Source organism: Amycolatopsis sp. NPDC003676 (assembly GCF_053587275.1).
Genome location: NZ_JBSFNS010000079.1, coordinates 1 through 17,523, shown reverse-complemented (window position 1 = coordinate 17,523; position 17,523 = coordinate 1). Strand labels below are relative to the sequence as shown.

Genomic DNA, 17,523 nt, shown 5'->3' with positions numbered 1-17,523 from the left:
CGAGTCAGGACTCGCTGTAGGGCACCGCCTTGACCAGGGTGACCTTCATGGTCTTGCCGTTCGGCAGCTCGTACTCGCGGGACTCGCCCTCCTTGGCGCCGAGCAGCGCCTTGCCGAGCGGCGATTCGGGGGAGTACACGTCGAGCGCGCCCTCGGCGCCCTCCTCGCGAGTGGCGAGCAGGAACTTCTCCTCCTCGTCGTCCCCGTCGTACTTGACGGTGAGCACCTTGCCGGGGCCGGCCGTGCCGTCGTCGTCCGGAGCCTCGCCGACCTTCGCGTTGCGCAGGAGTTCCTGCAGGTGCCGGATCCGGGCTTCGGCCTGGCCCTGCTCTTCGCGGGCCGCGTGGTAGCCGCCGTTCTCCTTGAGGTCGCCCTCTTCGCGGCTGTCGTTGATGCGGGCGGCGATGACCGGACGATTCTCGATCATTTCGTCGAGCTCGTGCTTGAGCCTGTCGTAGGCATCCTGGGTCAGCCAGGTCACCTTGGTGTCGCTCACGGTCACCATCTCCTCGTAGGGCCTGCCAGGCTTGGGTGTACAAGCCGGCCACCGCGTACGCACGCGGCTGAGATAAAGGAAAAACACGGCCCGTCGGGGGCCGTGCTGGTGTACGAGCGTATCACGGCAGGACAGGTCGACGCCGGTCCATTTCACGCCGCGCGGACGCTCGCCGCGCATTTCACTCCGTTGGCCGCTACGGGGTTGACAGATAGCGTGGTATGGAATACGAGCAGCCGAACACGTCTGAGGTCACCGGGGCTCCGATGCTCTTCACCACTGTGTTCACCCTGCTGTGGCCGGCCCCGGCGGGGACCAGCACCTCCCGGCGGCCGCTTTCCGCGCCGGATTTGTCGCGCACCCGGACGACGCACACGCCGGGCTTGCTGTCGTCGTCCCGCGTGACGTTGATGGTGACTTCCATCGCGTCGTTCGGCAGCTCTTTGAAGCCGATGCGCTCCGCCTCGATCGGGGTGCTGCCGAGATTGAGGTAGTAGATCCAGCCGATCGCGCCGCTCACGACCAGCGCGACGGCCACGAAAAGCCACCTCCGCCAGCGCTTCGACGGCTTGCCCTTGCCCGCGGTGCCGTACCGGTCCGCGGGCCGCGCCGGCACGGCGTCGCCCTCGGCGGTCACGGTCTCCCCGCTCTGCAAATCCGGGCCTCCGGTCAAACTTGTCGTACCCCTGGGGACAATAGGCAGTGCGGCCGGTCCGGGGCACCACCCTGGTCGAGTATCCGCGACCCGTTCCGGCGGCGCGGAGCCGGGGCGGTTTACCGCGGCGCAACCAGGTGTCACGGAATAACAGGACAGGAAAGGGCCGTTCGGACCATGGTGGGAGCCGACGAGCTGACAACAGAAGACCGCAAGCAGCGACTGCGCCTGATGGCGGTGCACGCCCATCCCGACGACGAGTCGAGCAAGGGCGCCGCCACCATGGCCAAATACGTCGCCGACGGGCACGAGGTCATGGTCGTGACCTGCACCGGGGGCGAGGCGGGCAGCGTGCTCAACCCGGCCATGGACCGGCCGGACGTGCTGGCGAACATGACCGAGATCCGCCGCGAAGAGATGGCGCGCGCGGCGAAGATCCTCGGCGTGAGCCACCGCTGGCTGGGTTTCATCGACTCCGGGCTGCCCGAGGGCGACCCGCTGCCGCCGGTGCCGGAGGGCTCGTTCGCGGTGATCCCGCTGGAGGAGTCCACCGAAGCCCTGGTGCGCGTGATCCGTGAGTTCCGCCCGCACGTCATCACGACGTACGACGAGAACGGCGGCTACCCGCACCCGGACCACATCCGCACGCACGAGGTGTCGATGGCGGCCTTCGACGCGGCGGGCGACCCGGAGCGCTTTCCGGAGGCGGGCGAGCCGTGGCAGCCGCTCAAGCTGTACTACATGCACGGGTTCTCCAAGGCCAGGATGGTGGCGTTCGACACCGCGCTCAAGGAGGCCGGGCTGGAGTCGCCGTACGAGGAGTGGCTCAAGTCCTGGGACCCGAACCGCGCCGACATCATGGAGCGGGTGACGACCCGGATCGAGTGCGGGGAATACTTCGAGGTGCGCGACGAGGCGCTGAAGGCGCACGCCACGCAGATCGACCCGACCAGCCGCTGGTTCGCCGTTCCGCTGGAGATCCAGCGCGAGGTGTGGCCCACTGAGGAGTACGAGCTGAATCGCTCCCTGGTGGACAGCACGCTGCCGGAGGACGATCTGTTCGCAGGCATCAAGGAGAAGGTGAGCCCATGAGTTTCGGTGTGCCGGCCGTCGCGGTCGTCCCGCTCACCGCGTCGGCGCTGGTGCTGGCCCAGCAGCCGGACAGCGGGGACAACGGCGGCCAGGGCGAGGACTTCGGCAAGTCCTCGCCGGTCGGCCTGCTGGTGCTGATCCTGTTCCTGGTCGCGGTCGTCTTCCTGGTCCGGTCGATGAGCAAGCACCTGAAGAAGGTGCCGCAGTCCTTCGACAAGGAAGAGGCCGGTTCGGAGACCGAGACGGCCGAGGCGGAGACGGCCGAAGAGGAGCCGGAGGCACCGGCGGCGGAGAAGAAGCCGGACGCGGCGGCGGCCAAGAAGAGCGACTGACCTCCTAGCGGCGGGCCGGAGCTACCCGGCCAGCCCGTCGCGGAGGGCGGCGATCTTGTCCGTGAGCAGGCTGTCCTCGCCGGGCAGCACCGTGATGTACCGGTTCGCCTCGGGCCCGGACACCTCGAACGCGACGCGGCCGTCGGTGAGGTCGAGGTAGCTCAGCGGCCCGGCTTCCGCGCGCCCTGGCCGGGCTGGTTCGCGCACGGCGACGGTTATCTCGCCGACGCCGAACCAGGTCTGCTGGAACAGCGCGTCGACCGCGCGGGCGGCGGCGCTGCGGTCGTCGGAGAGGTCCGCCTGGAAGTCCTCCTGGGGCAGGGAGAACGCGCTCAGCTGGGCCGGCCGGTACCGCGGCAGGCTCGCGACCAGCGCACCGGCCGGGGTGCGGGTTCCGTCGAGCACCTTCAGCCGTACCCGGTCGCCGGAGCACAACGCCTTCACCCCGGTCCGCCCCCGGACGGCGACCAGCACGCCGTAGCGAGTGTCCTGGTTTTCGACGTGGGCGACGTACTCGGTGTCGGCGCGGCCAAGCGCATAGAGCACGTCTTCGAAATCGTCGACGAACCGTCCGTGTTCGAGCAAGCCCAGCCAAGCCAGCTCTTCCCGAACGGCTTCGTCGAACCGCTCGGTGGTGAACCGGAGGCGCCCGGAGAACACCGGATGCGGCTCGTCGAACCCGGCGTCCCGGAGCGCGCCGAGGAGGGCGTCGAGGGACAGCTCGGTCGCGCGCACCGCTGACTCCTTACCGACGGTCTAGCGGGCCGGTCGGTCCCCGATCACCGGGGGTGTCGGCTTGAGGTCGCTCGTGCCGAATACGTCCGGATCGGTTTCCCGAAGGTAGGGCGGGGCGGTTTTCTCCTTGTCGGTTTCTCGGTTTTTGCCGGGTATCCCGCTGCCGACCAGGTTGCCGGGTTTTCCTGCTGTGCCTGGGTTTCCGGTGGTGCTGCCGCGCGTCGGCACCGATTCGACGGGTGCGCGGGCGCCGACTCGGTTTCCCTCGCCGAGCCCGCCCTCCGCGCTGCCGCCGGGTCCGGTGTCGACGCAGCCGCTGCCCAGTCCCTCGAATCCGTTGGGGCCGAGAGGGTTGATCGGCTGGCCCGACGGGCCGAATTGATATCCGGGCGGCAACGCGGGCGAGCTGAGGTGGTACGAGCTGATGCGAGTCGAGTCCGGCGGTCTGGTGGCTTCGGGCGGAACCGCCGAGGGCCTGCTTTCCGTCGCCTCCGGCCGGTGGCTGCCCGGGTGGCTCTCCGGCCGATCGCTGGCTGCCTCGGGCAGCGGCTCACGCGGTTTCGGAACTGAGCCGACGGGCTCCGGTGCCGGTCGTTTCACGTCCGAAGGCGGCTCGATGACGCCCCGATGGCGGCCGTCGGGCGGTTTGCCGCTCGGCTTGCCGGGTCTGGTGACCGGCTTCCGCGGGGTGCTGGCACTGGCGAGGTCGACGGACGCACCGGTGTCGCTCAGCTCCGCGTAGCGAGCCGGAATGTGATCGGAGTTCGTCGCGGTCGTCGCATGATAGCCGGTGTAGGCGTCGACGTTGTGCTGGGCGTCGGCCTGCCACTGGCCGAGTTTGCCGAAGTAGCCAGGCTTCCCGCTGAGCGAGTCGTACACGTCCTGCACGGTGAGTTCCGGCCGGTCGCCGACCGGTTTCACCGTGTTCTTGACGGTCTGAAAAGCGGACAGCTGGCCGTCCGCCGCGTTCTGGACGAACACGAGGTTTGTGCTGATGGCCGCGGCGGCGGCCATCAGCGGAGCAGCCGAGTTCGCGGCTTCCTCGGCGGTTGCTCCGTGCCACCCGGCCCGCACTTTCTCCGCGATACGGGCGATTTCGTCGACCCGCTCCAGCAGGCTTTGGCTAAGGCCCTCGGCGGCTTTCTGAGTCTCGCCCAGTGATTCGGGACCTTGCCCGCCGGTGACCTGCCGGTAGATTTCCGCCGGGGTCAATGATCGACCGGCCATCAGCGTCCTCCTCGCAGATTGCCGAGTGCTTGCTCAGCGACGCCGCGGGCGGATTCGCACGGATCCTTTTCGCCTTTGTGCGCTGGTGATTGGGAGATCGATACGTCGAGGGTTTCGCGGTCGCTGGTTCCCAGCGCGACGTTGCATTCGCCGAGCCTTGCCCGCAGATCGGCCGTGCCGTAGGCGACGACGGGGTACCCGTCGACCGGGGCGAGGGGCTGGAAGAACGGGTACGCGCCGCCTCTGGCGCGATAGACCGAGGTCAGGCCCAGCTTGTCGACGTTCGGGAACACGATCACGATCTGTGCCTGGGAGAACCAGCCGCAGCCAGGCCCGCCAGGGCCGTGCGGGTCCGGATTGATTCGGGCTCCGTCACCGAGCAAGCCGGAAATTTGCTGCGCGGTCAAGGAATCGCAGGGATTCTGTTTGAACCTGGTGATGTCGAGGGGGTTGTGGACTTTCGGCACGCCAGGGCCGGGCACCTGATCCGCCGAAGCGCTGCTCGGCGCCGGCCGATCTGTGCGCTCGGCCGGAACGGCTTGCCCAGGGGCGCTGCTCGAGCAGCCCGCGAAGGCGAACAGGGCCAAGGGGGTGAGCGCCAGCGCACGTCTCACAGGCTTCCCCCGGCCTGGTGTATTTCGGCCGAGTGCTTCTCCTCGGCGTCCGTGTACTTTTTGAGTGCCGCACGGAATTTGGCGGCCTGATCACGGCAGTACCGCTGGCATTGCTCCAGCGATCCTCGCAGGACCTCTCCGGAGCTTCGGAAAATGGCCGCGTTGTCCGTGCTGGAAAAATCCAGCCCGGGCGGCTGTGTTCGCGCGATAATGACCGCTCGGTCTTGATCGTTGCGGTATTTGTCGGCGAGGCTTTCGTAAAGTTTCGACAGTTCTTCAAGCGTCGCTCTGTCGTACGAATACCCGTCGCCCAGCAACGGCGCGACCGCCATCGTCTCGATCGACGGACCGCCATACCTCCCGGCCGGAGGCAGGTTGGACTGATGATTGTCGGCCACGATGTACGCCTCCCCTTGCGCAGACCGTCCCGGGTCCGCTGGGCCCAGGTGCTTTCGTCACCCTGTGGAGCCGGGTAGTTACTGTAGTCGCCGCGATTAAGCCTGTCTGCAAATGCGAACTGCAAATCGCAGCCGAGTTCGCTGTTTGCAGACCTGAGCAGGGCGACTGTCCCGCCGCCAACAGCAAGCATCACTCGAATGTCTTAACCGGCAGACAGCAGCAGAGGTCCGTCAGTGCCGTTCAGCCAGTTGCTCGTCGTAAAGACTTTCCGGCGGCAGATGTTTGCCGGCCGACCCGATCTCGCCGCTCCGGTGGCCCGGCTGCGGCTTGCTCTGCGTTCCGGTACAGCCGAGCGCCCAGTTGTGCGCGGTCGGCGGGTTTTCCACGAGGTACGAGCCGACGCCGCAGTTCCACAGCACCGAATTCGCGCCTGCCCAGCCCTGGCCGCTGCCCATCCACTGCCGGTCGGACAGTTGGAGATGTCCTGACGGCGGGCTCATCGTGAGGTCGTCGTAGAGAGTGCCGCTGGCCCAGCGCTGGTGCGGACCGGCGTCGAGGATGCGGGAGCCGGTGTTGGTCGCGGCGCAGCGGCTGACCACGTTGGGGCCGGGCACCCTCGCCTGCGTGACCCAGGCGTGCAGGTTGCTGCCGGTGACAGTGCATTGCCGCACCAGGGTTTCCTGGCCGCTGAGGGTGTAGGCGGCGGGCTGGTCGTGGATGTCCTGCGGGACGGACTCGTCGAGGGACGAGGTGCGCAGCAGGCTGACCCGGAGCGCGTTCTGGCCGATTCCGAAGGCGGAACCGAAATGGTCCGCGACCACGTCGTCGACCCAGCTGTCCTGCGCGGTGTCCACGGATACCAGCTGGGACTTGAAGAAACCGTCGTGATGCCAGGCGGGATCCTGCTCGAACTCGGCGCCGTCCGCGGACAGATGCGCGAGGCCGGAGCCGCTGATCCGGCCGGGATACGAGTAGCGAGTAACGGTGGCGTGGGTGTACTGGCTTTCCAGCGCGTTGGTCAGCGGCACGTCGAAACGGACGGTTTTGCCGTTGACGGCGGTGATTGTCCGGTCGAACTGCAGACCGGCGTTGGGCGTCCACTGCTTGCTCGGAGTGCCGTCCGGCCGCGGCGGGATCTTGTCCATGCCGATCGCGTGAATCCACGCCTGTTCCTGCGGCCGCTGCACGATGACGTGGTCGCCGACATGCAGCGACGAGGCATCGCTTACGTCAAGCTGATCCGCGCCGACCGGGACGTAGTTGCTGGTGACCGGGACCGCCGAACCGGCTGTGGTGCGCGAACCAGTTCCGGCGATGGTGACCAGCGTGTGCAGTTTGCCCGCCGCGACCAGCTTGGTCCCGTTCGCTCCGCTGCCCGCGCCGCGCAGTTCGACGTTGCTGGCGCTGATCTGCAGAGTTCCGTCGAGCCGGTAGCCGCCAGCTGTCAGCAGGACCGCGCCCGGCTTGCCGCTGTTCGCGACCTGGTTGATGGCCTGCTGAATACGCGCGGTGTCGTCGCCGGACGACTGCGGCCCGATGGTCGCCGCGACCGGCAGTTCAGGCGGCTGAGCGTCGCCATTGCGGTAGCCGACGCGGGAGAAGTCGGGGATCCGGTTGCCCTGCGCGTCGGTGCCGTAGGCGAGGCGGCCGTTGGCGAAGGTGATCCAGTTCGGCGCCGCTGATGCCGCATGGACACTGCAACCGGACAAACCAAGACATCCGATGAATGCGATCGCGGCGACGGGGAGTATCGAGCCTGCGCGAGGGAATCGCTTCATGGGAGCGGACTCTAGCGATCTTCGTGCCGCGCGACAAAGGCCGATCGTCGTATTCATCGGACTTCTCCGCGAATGCTCGGTTCTTCAACCGGCAATCTCCCGAAGGGCGCGAACGTGGCTGTTCCACGCTTTTCGGCCCTGCGGCGTCAGCGAAAGGCAGGTGCGCGGCCGTTTGCCGACGAAGATTTTGCGCACCGCGACGTACCCCGCCGCTTCGAGTCTCGAGATCTGCTTGGACAGCACTGAATCGGAGATTTCCACCGCGTCCCGGACCGATGCGAAATCGGCTTCGTCGACCGCCGCGAGGCTCGCGGTGATGGAGAACCGGACCGGCGAGTGGATCACCGGGTCGAGCGCCAGCCTGGGGTGACTCATCGGCGGCCGCGTGTTTCGAACCCGGCAGCCAGCACGAACGGGATCGCGCTGAACAGCGCGGCGGGCACCCACCAGGCCGGGTTTCCGGCGAAGCTGACCTGCCCGAGCGGGACCGCGATCGCGATGACCAAACCGACGCTCGCGCCGAGGATCGCGTACCGCGCACGCTGGTGACGGCCGACCACCGGACGGGTCGCGGAGTAAATGATGAACACGAAAAGCGGCGCCAGGCTGCCCGGCATGAGCAGCATCCCCACGCTCGCGAGACCGCCGGTCAGCAGGATGGCCGCTTCGAGCGCGCCGAGCGCCAGCAACGCTTTCGGATGCCACCGGCCTTGCGCGAGCAGCTTCGACGACGCTGATTCAGCAGTGCGCAACGCCTGCTCGGCTGCGGTTCTGTCCACGGCGAGCCCCCTGTCCAGTACCTGCCAAAGTAGCAGGTACTTTCCAAGTTGGAAACTATGGTTACCGCGGGGACGGGACCGGTCTCCGGCGGCATGAGGCACACTCGGCACCATGTCGAACCGCCTCGCCGACGCGACGTCCCCGTACCTCCTGCAGCACGCCGGGAACCCGGTCGATTGGTGGGAATGGGGACCGGAAGCGCTGGCCGAGGCGCGCCGGCGCGGGGTGCCGATTCTGCTGTCCGTCGGGTACGCCGCCTGCCATTGGTGCCACGTCATGGCGCACGAGTCCTTCGAACACGAAGGCACCGCGACGCTGATGAACGCGCATTTCGTCAACATCAAGGTCGACCGCGAGGAGCGGCCGGACATCGACGCCGTCTACATGGCCGCCACGCAGGCCATGACCGGCCAGGGCGGCTGGCCGATGACCTGCTTTCTTACGCCCGAGGGAGAGCCATTCCATTGCGGCACTTACTATCCGCCCGCGCCGCGGCCCGGGATTCCGTCGTTCACGCAGCTGCTGGTCGCGGTCGCGGAGGCGTGGGAGGAGCGGCCAGACGACCTGCGTGAGGGCGCGAAACAGATCGTCGGGCACCTTGCCGAGCAGAGCGGTCCGCTGAAGGAATCGGCTGTCGACGCCGACGCTTTAGCCCAGGCAGTGGCGAAACTCGCGCAGGAAGCAGACTCGGCGCACGGCGGTTTCGGTGGTGCGCCGAAGTTTCCGCCGTCCATGGTGCTGGAGTTTCTGGTGCGCCACCACGAGCGCACGGGCTCGGCGGAGGCCCTGGCGCTCGCCGAGTCGGCGGCGGACGCGATGGCTCGCGGCGGCATCCACGACCAGCTGGGCGGAGGGTTCGCGCGCTACTCCGTGGACGCGGAGTGGATCGTTCCCCACTTCGAGAAAATGTTGTATGACAACGCGTTGCTACTTCGAGTGTACGCGCATCTCGCGCGCCGTGGTTCGGCGTCGGCGCGTCGGGTAGCGGAGGGGATCGTCCGGTTTCTCGAGCACGATCTCCTTACGCCGCAAGGAGGTTTCGCGGCGTCGCTCGACGCGGACACCGAAGGCGTCGAGGGATTGACCTACGTGTGGACTCCCGCGCAGCTCAACGAGGTGCTCGGCGAGGACGGCCCGTGGGCGGCTGAACTCTTCAGCGTCACCGAAGAGGGCACGTTTGAAGAAGGCGCGTCGACCCTTCAACTGCGCACAGATCCAGAAGACTTCGACCGATTCGAGCGCGTCTGCCAAGCGTTGCTCGAAGCACGGGCAGAGCGTCCGCAACCGGGCCGGGACGACAAGGTAGTCGCCGCGTGGAACGGTCTCGCCATTTCCGCGCTGGCAGAAGCGGGCGTCGCGCTAGAGCGTCCACAATGGATCGAGCTGGCTCGCAACGCGGCCTCGCTGCTGCTGGACCTGCACCTCGTGGACGGACGGCTCCGCCGCAGCTCGCGGGACGGCGCGGTCGGGACCCCAGTCGGTGTGCTGGAGGACTACGCCTGCCTCGCCGACGGTCTTCTCGCCCTCCACCAGGCCACCGGCGAACCTCGCTGGCTCACCGAAGCGACCCGGCTGCTCGACGTCGCACTGGCGCATTTCGCGTCGGACTCCGCGCCGGGCGCGTATCACGACACCGCCGACGACGCGGAAGTCCTGGTGCAGCGTCCGTCCGATCCGACGGACAACGCGAGCCCGTCCGGTGCCTCGGCGTTGGCTGGCGCGCTGCTCACCGCGTCCGCGCTGGCCGGGCCGGACCAGGCGGCGCGCTACCGCGATGCTGCTGAACTCGCGTTGCGTCGCGTCGGACTGCTCGCCGCGCGGGTGCCGCGTTTCGCCGGGCATTGGTTGTCCGTGGCGGAGGCGGCGCAGTCCGGACCGGTGCAGGTCGCGGTCGTCGGTGCGGACCGTGCGGCGCTGGTTACCGCCGCCGCGCAGCACATCCACGGCGGCGGCATCGTGCTCGGCGGCGAGCCGGACGCGTCCGGTGTCCCGCTGCTGGCCGACCGGCCGCTGGTCGACGGCGAAGCAGCGGCTTACGTCTGCCGCGGCTACGTCTGCGAACGCCCGGTGACCGCGGCGGACCAGCTCATCGCCCAGCTCTGACGAATTCCGCCCCTGGTGAACGCGGTACCTACCTCGGTGGAATCAGCGTAGCTTCAGTAGTGACGTAATCATGTAATCAAGGATGGTGGACGTCATGGGGCGAGGTTGGAAAGGCCGGGGCTGGCAGCAGGCCGAGGCACCGTCGGCGGACGACGCGGCGGCGTGGTTCGGCGGACGGCTCCCGGACGGCTGGTTCACCGGCGATCCGGAAATCACCGTGGACCGGGAAGAGATCCTGATCGTGGGCGAACTGCCCGCGCTGACCGGCGAGTACGCCGACGACGCGGCCCGCGCGGCCGCGGAGGACGGGCGGATCAGCCGGTTCCGTGAGGAAACTCGCGACGAGCGCATCGAAATCGCCCGGCAGGCCGAGCATCGCTACCAGCGCAAGGTGGCGTGGGGCGCGAAGCTGGGCGGTACGACGGTGCACTTCACGACGCTGTCGGTGCCGGTGATGACCCGGCTGCGGCAACCCGAACGGCTGGTCCTCGACACGCTCGTGGACGCCGGCGTCGCGCGGTCGAGGTCCGAGGCGCTGGCCTGGGCGGTGCGGCTGGTCGGCGAGCACGCGGATACCTGGCTGACCGAGTTGCGCGAGGCGATGACCAAGGTCGACGACCTGCGGTCGAAGGGGCCTGACCTGGGCTGAGCTGCGGGACTTCCTCCGCTGCGGCAGGCTGGTGGCAGCCTGCTGTATCGGAGGAACTCGTGGACGTCCCTGCTGTGCCTGAGAAAGTGGACCCGGACGCGTTGACCGCAGTCCTCGATGGACGCTGGGCCGGGCTGAAGCGCGACGTGCGCGCGCAGATGAGCACGGAGAAGTTCCGGGACACGATCGGTCTCGACGTGGAGGCGCACCGCGTCCAGGTGCTGGACCAGCTGCGGAAACTCGCTGAAACGGACCGCCCCGCGCTCGGCTTCGACGCCGCGTACGGCGGCTTGAGCGACGTCGGCGGTTCGGTGATGTCGTTCGAGATGCTCGGCTACGGCGACCTGTCGCTGATGGTCAAGGCCGGCGTCCAATGGGGCCTGTTCGGCGGTGCGGTGCAGCTGCTCGGCACCGCGGCGCACCACGAAAAGTACTTGCGCCGCATCATGAATCTGGACCTGCTCGGCTGCTTCGCGATGACCGAACACGGCCACGGTTCGGACGTCCAGCACCTGCACACCACCGCGACTTACGACCCTTCGACGCACGAATTCGTCGTGCACAGCCCAGATCCCGGCGCCACCAAGGAATACATCGGCAACGCCGCCCGCGACGGCCAACTCGCGGTGGTCTTCGCGCAACTGATCACCGGCGGCGAATCCCGTGGCGTACACGCGTTCCTGGTCCCGATCCGCGACGATTCCGGTGCTCCGGCTCCCGGCGTCACCATCGCCGACTGTGGCGTAAAAGCAGGATTGAACGGCGTCGACAATGGACGGTTGACCTTCGATCAGGTCCGGGTGCCAAGGGAAGCGCTGCTGAACCGCTTCGGCGATGTAGCCGAGGACGGCATCTACACGAGCCCCATCGAAAGCGACGGCCGCCGGTTTTTCACGATGCTGGGCACGCTCATCCGCGGCCGCGTGAGCGTCGGCGGAAGTGCCGGATGCGCCACCCAACGCGCCCTGACCCTGGCAATCCGCTACGGCGACCAGCGTCGGCAGTTCCAGCGCCCGGACGGTGACGAGGTCGTCATCCTCGATTACCTGGGCCACCAACGGAAACTGCTACCAGCCTTGGCGAAGACCTACGCTCTGCACTTCGCGCAGGAGGAGCTGGTCGCCGCCCTGCACGACATTGCATCCGATGCGCCGGAAGAAGAACAGCGCGAACTGGAATCCCGAGCCGCTGGCCTGAAGGCTGCGAACACCTGGCACGCGACCGCGGCCATCCAAACGGCCCGCGAAGCCTGCGGCGGCAGTGGTTACCTCGCGGAGAACCTGCTGGCCGGTTTGAAGGCTGACACGGACGTCTTCACCACCTTCGAAGGCGACAACACCGTGCTGTTACAGCTGGTCGCGAAGGGCTTGTTGACGCAGTACAAGGAACACTTCGAGGACCTCAGCCCGCTGTCGACTGCCCGGTTCGTCGCTGAGCAGCTGGTGGACACAGTCAAGGAACGCTCGGCCGCATGGAAGTTCCTGGAGCGCCTTACGGAGTCTGACGACGCTTCGGTGCTCTTCGATCGTGAGTGGCAGCAGCGTCTCTTTGAGGATCGTGAAGAGCATGTGTTGAGTGGTGTGGCCAACCGCCTCCGCGGGGCTGGTTCGGATCCCTTCGGCGTCTTCAACTCCGTACAGGATCATGTGCTGCTTGCTGGCCGCGTACACGTGGACCGCTTGATTCTCGACGCCTTCGCTCGCGCTGTCTCCAGCTGCAGTGACCCGGATGCGGCTATGCTTCTTTCGCGGCTCTGCGACCTGTACGCACTGTCGACGATCGAGGCAGACCGCGCCTGGTTCCTGGAGCACGGCCGCATCTCAGCAAGCCGTTCCAAGGCGGTGACTGCGGCGGTTAATGCGCTGTGCGGGGCGCTGCGGCCGCATGCGCGGACGTTGGTGGATGGGTTCGGGGTTCCGGAACAGTTCTTGGACGCGCCGATGCTGAACGGCTGAGTCAGCTTCGGTTTGCGGTGTGGACTGCTCTACCCGCCGAGCAGACGGGACTTCTGCATGGCGAATTCCTCGTCAGTAAGGATTCCGCGCTCGCGGAGCTCGGCGAGCTTTTCAAGGTCAGCAGCGAGGCTGCTGGTGGCGGAAGCCGGTGTATCGGACGGTTCTGTTGTCGGGGCCGCGACAGCCGGTTCACTTGACGCGGGTGCCTGTTGACTCGGATGACTGCCAAGGACCAGCTCTGTGAGAAGGTCCTTGATCGGCCCCGCTTCGTTGTGGCCTACCCGGAAATCAATGGTGTTTCCGCTGGTAACGACCTTGACAGCGGTAAAACGCAAGCCATCGCGTTTGGTCGTGACACTGGAGACGTTCTTGATCGGGATCATCTCGGTGCCGGCCCTGCCGGAGCGGACGCCGGTCGCGAGCAGTGACACGCCCGAGGTGAGAAGGCCAGCGGTGAGCTTGCCGCCGCTGACGCCGCGAGGACGTTCCCATTCAACGCGATCGGGAAAGATCTGCACCGTGGCGTTCTTGCCCGCGATATGGCTCTTGAACTGCAACAACAGTACGTCGCTGGTCATCGGCACTCAGTCCTCCCGGGAGTGGTGAACTGAGTCCTACTGTCGCTTCCCGTGTCCGATCTGTCCACCATGCGGCGACAAGCCTGTCACGGCACGGAGAAGGGCAATTGCCGGGACCCCGGCTAGGAGTACATCGCCAACCAAATCGCGATGTAATGCGACACCGCGGCCAACACCGTGCACGCGTGGAAGAACTCGTGGTACCCAAACGTCTCCGGCCAGTGATTAGGCCACTTGACCGCGTAAAAAACCGCCCCGACCGTATAAAACAGACCACCCACGCAAAGCAGCACCAAAGCCGCGACCCCGGCATGGCTCAGCAGCTCCGGCAGGACGAACACCGCGACCCACCCCAGCGCGATGTAGATCGGCACCCCTAGCCAACGCGGCGCGTGCGGCCACAGCATCTTCATCGCCACCCCGAGCACCGCACCGCCCCAGACGATGGCCAGGACGATGTATCCGGTCGGCTTCGACATGGCCAGCAGGGTGAACGGCGTGTACGTGCCGGCGATGAAGAGGAAGATCATCGAGTGGTCGGCGCGCTTCATCCACTTGTACGCGCGCGGGCTCCACAGCCTGCGGTGATACAGCGCGCTCACGCCGAACACGCCCAGCACGGTGAGGCCGTAGATGGACGTCGCCAGCGCGGCTACCGGGGAAACCGTCGCCGCGGCGAGGCTGATCAGCGTGGCGGCTCCGGCGACCGCGCCGAAGAACGACCAGAAGTGGATATGGCCGCGCAGCCGGGGGCGAGTGTCCTCGGGGACGGGTGGGGGCTCGGTCTTCACGCTCACGCCCCAAGGTTACGGGGCCGTAGGTTTTTCGCCAGCCCCCGTGGCGCGTCACACCCTTGCTCCAGGGGTGCGTACGCTCGGGCGACGTGAGCCTCCGGTCCTTCATGTCCGACGTCGTCTACAGCGTCTACAGCCGCCGACTGATCCAGCAGTCGGCGGGCCGACATCCCCGGCATATCGCGATCATGCTCGACGGCAATCGCCGCTGGGCTCGCGAGGCCGGGTTCGCCGACGTGGCCGACGGGCATCGCGCCGGGGCCAAGAAGATCGCCGACTTCCTCAGCTGGTGCCAGGAGGCCGAGGTCGAGGTCGTGACGATGTGGCTGCTCTCGACCGACAACCTCAACCGCGATCCGGACGAGCTCACGCCGCTGCTGAAAATCATCACCGACGTCACCGACGAACTCGCCGGGGCCGAGGCGCCGTGGCGGCTGCGCATCGTCGGCGCGCTCGACCTGCTGCCGATCGAGGTGGCGCAGAAGCTCACCGCCGCCGCGGCGCGGACCGAGAACCACTCGGGCATGGAGGTGAACATCGCGGTCGGCTACGGCGGACGGCAGGAGATCGCCGACGCCGTCCGCAAGCTTCTGCTGCAGCACGCCGACGAGGGCACTTCGATTCGCGAACTCGCGAAAATCCTCGATGTCGACCACATCTCGGAACATCTGTACACATCCGGCCAGCCGGATCCGGAGCTGATTATCCGAACGTCCGGTGAACAGCGGCTTTCCGGATTTCTGCTCTGGCAGTCCGCGCATTCGGAATTCTGGTTCACCGAGGCTTACTGGCCGGCATTCCGGCGCGTCGATTTTCTCCGTGCGATGCGCGACTACGCCTGGCGGCATCGCCGGTTCGGAGTCTGAGCGGCGAACCGGCCCGGCGGACCCACCCAGCCGGGCCGGTCGACCCGGCCGCGAACGCCGCGAAGGCCCCGGAGCCGGGCTCCGGGGCCTTCGCGCAAGACGGCTCAGCCGTGGTGGTGCTCCATCGAGTGGGCCACCAGCGCCGGGGTCAGCGCGACGCCGGTGTAGGCGCCGGCGACCAGCGAAGCGGCGCCGTAGCCGAGCGCGCCGCCGCCCTCGATGAAGGTGGCGTAGGCGTCGCCGAACGTCGGGTCCGGAGCGCCCTGGGTCGCGGCCGGGGAGGCGAACGCCGTCCCGCCGATCATCATCAGACCCGCGGCGGCACCGGCGACAATTCCAGCCTTCTTCAGCACTTCGCACACTCCTAGGTAGAGATACTGGGATTCGGGGCACCGGAGTGTTCCGGTGGTGTGTCCCGCAGTAAGGAAATTACCCCCGAATGGCCTCTAGCGAATGGTGCGTACGCCCATTGTGTGAGCGCTTGAAGGCCCAGTTCACTCGGTCCGGTTCAGTGTCCAGGACGCGAAATGCATTCCGGTCTTGCCCGTGGTACAAGGCCCTTTACCTGGGAATTGCCTGCACTCGGTGATTAATTTTCCATGATCAGCCGTCTGTGCGACCCCCTGATCGCCGGACCCGGTGACGCTGAGTGAGCACTGTGGACACTCTGTTTCGGGCGACCGACGGTGGGATGACGAATCGGCGAATCACCTGTGTGGCTGCCTGCACGACGGGGCGGACGTAGGTACCTTCCGGGATAGAGGGCTCGCGTTCCGTGCGGGTCCTCGCGGGAGGCCCTGGTCGTGGCGTTGATCGAGGGGGCGGCTCAGCCGCCCACGAGATGCACGAGGGGGCCGGCACCCGGCCCTCGTGGCCGTGCCGCCTGACGCAGCCAGCGTCAGGGAGTGCGGACCCAGCCAGGGAGGTGCCCGGCCCAGCGAGTGCGGGCGTGGGGTGCACACGCCCTCGAGGGAGATGCCGTCGTGACTGCGCAGCGTTCACCCCGCAAGGCCTCAGGCCGTTCTTCGACCGGTGCTTCGGCGCCGGAGAAAGCCTCGATCTCGCCCGAATCCCCACGCATCACTTATGTGCTCGACACGTCGGTGCTGCTCTCTGACCCGTGGGCGGTCACCCGGTTCGCCGAACACGCGGTGGTGCTCCCGCTGGTCGTCATCAGCGAACTGGAGGCCAAGCGCCACCACTCCGAACTGGGCTGGTTCGCCAGGGAATCCCTCCGGCTGCTGGACGATCTCCGGCTCAAGCACGGCAGGCTCGACGCCCCGATCCCGATCGGCGAGGCGGGCGGCACCCTGCAGGTGGAGCTGAACCACACCGATCCGTCCGTCCTCCCGGTGGGCTTCCGCACCGACTCGAACGACCACCGCATCCTCGCGTGCGCGCTCAACCTCGCGACGGAGCAGCCGGCGGTCACCCTGGTGACGAAGGACATCCCGCTGCGGGTCAAGGCGGGCGCCGTCGGGCTCACCGCGGACGAGTACCGGGCGCAGGAGGTGACGCCGTCGGGCTGGACGGGCATGGCGGACGTGGACGCTCCCCAGGAGCTGATCGACGCGCTCTTCTCGGGCGGTTCGGCGGATCCGGCGGAGTTCGGGCTCGGCGAGGTGGGCGAACTGCCCTGCCACACCGGGCTGCGGCTGCTCGCGGGCAGCTCCAGCGCGCTCGGCCGGGTCACGGCGGACAAGCGGGTGCGGCTGGTGCGCGGCGACCGCGAGGCGTTCGGACTGCACGGCCGCTCGGCGGAACAGCGCGTGGCGCTCGACCTGCTGCTGGACTCCGATGTCGGCATCGTCTCGCTCGGCGGTCGCGCGGGCACCGGCAAGTCGGCGCTGGCGCTGTGCGCGGGCCTGGAGGCGGTGATGGAACGCCAGCAGCACCGCAAGGTCGTGGTGTTCCGCCCGGTCTACGCGGTCGGCGGCCAGGATCTCGGCTATCTGCCCGGGTCCGAGAGCGAGAAGATGCAGCCGTGGGCACAAGCGGTGTTCGACACGCTCGGCGCGCTGGTCAGCCAGGACGTGCTGGACGAGGTGTTCGACCGCGGCATGCTCGAAGTGCTGCCGCTGACGCACATCCGGGGCCGCTCGCTGCACGACACCTTCGTGATCGTGGACGAGGCGCAATCGCTGGAACGCAACGTGCTGCTGACCGTGCTTTCGCGGCTCGGCTCGGCGTCGCGGGTGGTGCTCACGCACGACGTGGCCCAGCGCGACAACCTGCGGGTCGGACGGCACGACGGCGTCTCGGCGGTGATCGAGAAGCTGAAGGGGCACCCGCTGTTCGCGCACGTGACCCTGACCCGGTCGGAGCGCTCGCCGATCGCGGCGCTGGTGACCGAGATGCTGGAGGACCACGGCTGATCTGGTCGTGAGTGGCAATCACGGTTCTAACCGTGATTGCGACTAACCATGCCCACAAACACCCCCCAAGCAGCGGGGGTCCCGCGGCGCAATAA

Annotated in this window: 19 protein-coding genes; 7 read left to right on the top strand and 12 right to left on the bottom strand. The window is 67.6% G+C overall.

Annotation, left to right across the window (positions count from 1 at the left end; all coding sequences use genetic code 11):
• Window positions 1-4 precede the first annotated feature (4 nt).
• Window positions 5-505, bottom strand: coding sequence for a transcription elongation factor GreA (gene greA, locus ACWDNU_RS32600; RefSeq protein WP_037816721.1), 501 nt, complete (start codon window positions 503-505; stop codon window positions 5-7).
• A gap of 187 nt (window positions 506-692) precedes the next feature.
• Window positions 693-1,133 (bottom strand): DUF4307 domain-containing protein, encoded by a 441-nt coding sequence (locus ACWDNU_RS32595; protein WP_370934226.1) that lies wholly within the window; start codon window positions 1,131-1,133, stop codon window positions 693-695.
• Window positions 1,134-1,328: 195 nt separating this feature from the next.
• On the opposite strand from ACWDNU_RS32595, the gene mca reads away from it, so the two are divergent.
• Window positions 1,329-2,243: a mycothiol conjugate amidase Mca gene (mca, locus tag ACWDNU_RS32590; RefSeq protein WP_449671706.1), complete on the top strand. Its 915-nt coding sequence runs from the start codon at window positions 1,329-1,331 to the stop codon at window positions 2,241-2,243.
• On the top strand, window positions 2,240-2,575 hold the full coding sequence (locus ACWDNU_RS32585) for a hypothetical protein (RefSeq protein WP_449671705.1): 336 nt from the start codon (window positions 2,240-2,242) through the stop codon (window positions 2,573-2,575). Before mca ends, ACWDNU_RS32585 begins: the two co-directional genes overlap by 4 nt.
• 21 nt (window positions 2,576-2,596) lie before the next feature.
• Here ACWDNU_RS32585 and ACWDNU_RS32580 read toward each other — a convergent pair whose 3' ends face one another.
• The 7 genes from ACWDNU_RS32580 to ACWDNU_RS32550 form a co-directional block, all read right to left on the bottom strand.
• Entirely contained in the window at window positions 2,597-3,310 is a 714-nt protein-coding gene (locus ACWDNU_RS32580) for an ESX secretion-associated protein EspG (protein ID WP_370934228.1), read from the bottom strand.
• Window positions 3,311-3,331: 21 nt separating this feature from the next.
• Window positions 3,332-4,537: a PPE domain-containing protein gene (locus ACWDNU_RS32575; protein WP_449671704.1), complete on the bottom strand. Its 1,206-nt coding sequence runs from the start codon at window positions 4,535-4,537 to the stop codon at window positions 3,332-3,334.
• Window positions 4,537-5,151, bottom strand: a complete 615-nt coding sequence (locus tag ACWDNU_RS32570; RefSeq protein WP_449671703.1) for a DUF3558 domain-containing protein — start codon at window positions 5,149-5,151, stop codon at window positions 4,537-4,539. Before ACWDNU_RS32570 ends, ACWDNU_RS32575 begins: the two co-directional genes overlap by 1 nt.
• The gene (locus tag ACWDNU_RS32565) at window positions 5,148-5,549 is read right to left on the bottom strand and encodes a hypothetical protein (RefSeq protein WP_449671702.1); all 402 of its coding nucleotides are present in this window, start codon (window positions 5,547-5,549) and stop codon (window positions 5,148-5,150) included. Before ACWDNU_RS32565 ends, ACWDNU_RS32570 begins: the two co-directional genes overlap by 4 nt.
• Window positions 5,550-5,780: 231 nt before the next feature.
• The gene (locus ACWDNU_RS32560) at window positions 5,781-7,328 is read right to left on the bottom strand and encodes a hypothetical protein (RefSeq protein WP_449671701.1); all 1,548 of its coding nucleotides are present in this window, start codon (window positions 7,326-7,328) and stop codon (window positions 5,781-5,783) included.
• A gap of 84 nt (window positions 7,329-7,412) precedes the next feature.
• Entirely contained in the window at window positions 7,413-7,703 is a 291-nt protein-coding gene (locus ACWDNU_RS32555) for a winged helix-turn-helix domain-containing protein (protein WP_449671700.1), read from the bottom strand.
• Entirely contained in the window at window positions 7,700-8,107 is a 408-nt protein-coding gene (locus tag ACWDNU_RS32550; RefSeq protein ID WP_449671699.1) for a hypothetical protein, read from the bottom strand. Before ACWDNU_RS32550 ends, ACWDNU_RS32555 begins: the two co-directional genes overlap by 4 nt.
• A gap of 112 nt (window positions 8,108-8,219) precedes the next feature.
• On the opposite strand from ACWDNU_RS32550, the gene ACWDNU_RS32545 reads away from it, so the two are divergent.
• The 3 genes from ACWDNU_RS32545 to ACWDNU_RS32535 all read left to right on the top strand — a co-directional run bounded on the left by ACWDNU_RS32545 (window position 8,220) and on the right by ACWDNU_RS32535 (window position 12,815).
• Window positions 8,220-10,211 carry a thioredoxin domain-containing protein gene (locus tag ACWDNU_RS32545; RefSeq protein ID WP_449671698.1) on the top strand — a complete coding sequence of 664 codons (1,992 nt, stop codon included), beginning with the start codon at window positions 8,220-8,222 and terminating at the stop codon, window positions 10,209-10,211.
• Between the two features lie 94 nt (window positions 10,212-10,305).
• Complete coding sequence (locus ACWDNU_RS32540; protein WP_037816711.1) at window positions 10,306-10,860, top strand: hypothetical protein; 555 nt, start codon at window positions 10,306-10,308, stop codon at window positions 10,858-10,860.
• A gap of 59 nt (window positions 10,861-10,919) precedes the next feature.
• A complete protein-coding gene (locus ACWDNU_RS32535) occupies window positions 10,920-12,815 on the top strand; it encodes an acyl-CoA dehydrogenase family protein (RefSeq protein ID WP_449671697.1) in 1,896 nt (631 codons plus the stop codon).
• A gap of 29 nt (window positions 12,816-12,844) precedes the next feature.
• Here the strand turns inward: ACWDNU_RS32535 and ACWDNU_RS32530 are convergent, their stop codons facing one another.
• Together ACWDNU_RS32530 and trhA are read right to left on the bottom strand one after the other, a co-directional pair.
• The gene (locus ACWDNU_RS32530; RefSeq protein ID WP_449671696.1) at window positions 12,845-13,393 is read right to left on the bottom strand and encodes an SHOCT domain-containing protein; all 549 of its coding nucleotides are present in this window, start codon (window positions 13,391-13,393) and stop codon (window positions 12,845-12,847) included.
• Window positions 13,394-13,515: 122 nt separating this feature from the next.
• Window positions 13,516-14,190, bottom strand: coding sequence for a PAQR family membrane homeostasis protein TrhA (trhA, locus tag ACWDNU_RS32525; protein ID WP_370934238.1), 675 nt, complete (start codon window positions 14,188-14,190; stop codon window positions 13,516-13,518).
• A 104-nt stretch (window positions 14,191-14,294) separates the two neighbouring features.
• Between trhA and ACWDNU_RS32520 the strand changes: the two genes are divergently transcribed.
• Window positions 14,295-15,053: an isoprenyl transferase gene (locus ACWDNU_RS32520; protein WP_370940669.1), complete on the top strand. Its 759-nt coding sequence runs from the start codon at window positions 14,295-14,297 to the stop codon at window positions 15,051-15,053.
• A gap of 104 nt (window positions 15,054-15,157) precedes the next feature.
• Here ACWDNU_RS32520 and ACWDNU_RS32515 read toward each other — a convergent pair whose 3' ends face one another.
• Window positions 15,158-15,406, bottom strand: coding sequence for a hypothetical protein (locus ACWDNU_RS32515; protein WP_067576545.1), 249 nt, complete (start codon window positions 15,404-15,406; stop codon window positions 15,158-15,160).
• A gap of 735 nt (window positions 15,407-16,141) precedes the next feature.
• Here ACWDNU_RS32515 and ACWDNU_RS32510 point away from each other — a divergent pair.
• Window positions 16,142-17,428 (top strand): PhoH family protein, encoded by a 1,287-nt coding sequence (locus ACWDNU_RS32510; RefSeq protein ID WP_370940670.1) that lies wholly within the window; start codon window positions 16,142-16,144, stop codon window positions 17,426-17,428.
• Window positions 17,429-17,523: the final 95 nt, after the last annotated feature.

Coding starts and splice junctions, on each gene's coding strand:
- greA (WP_037816721.1), bottom strand. CDS start 505: ATGGTGACCGTGAGCGACACCAAGGTGACCTGGCTGACCCAGGATGCC.
- mca (WP_449671706.1), top strand. CDS start 1,329: ATGGTGGGAGCCGACGAGCTGACAACAGAAGACCGCAAGCAGCGACTG.
- ACWDNU_RS32585 (WP_449671705.1), top strand. CDS start 2,240: ATGAGTTTCGGTGTGCCGGCCGTCGCGGTCGTCCCGCTCACCGCGTCG.
- ACWDNU_RS32575 (WP_449671704.1), bottom strand. CDS start 4,537: ATGGCCGGTCGATCATTGACCCCGGCGGAAATCTACCGGCAGGTCACC.
- ACWDNU_RS32560 (WP_449671701.1), bottom strand. CDS start 7,328: ATGAAGCGATTCCCTCGCGCAGGCTCGATACTCCCCGTCGCCGCGATC.
- ACWDNU_RS32555 (WP_449671700.1), bottom strand. CDS start 7,703: ATGAGTCACCCCAGGCTGGCGCTCGACCCGGTGATCCACTCGCCGGTC.
- ACWDNU_RS32545 (WP_449671698.1), top strand. CDS start 8,220: ATGTCGAACCGCCTCGCCGACGCGACGTCCCCGTACCTCCTGCAGCAC.
- ACWDNU_RS32540 (WP_037816711.1), top strand. CDS start 10,306: ATGGGGCGAGGTTGGAAAGGCCGGGGCTGGCAGCAGGCCGAGGCACCG.
- ACWDNU_RS32530 (WP_449671696.1), bottom strand. CDS start 13,393: ATGACCAGCGACGTACTGTTGTTGCAGTTCAAGAGCCATATCGCGGGC.
- ACWDNU_RS32520 (WP_370940669.1), top strand. CDS start 14,295: ATGTCCGACGTCGTCTACAGCGTCTACAGCCGCCGACTGATCCAGCAG.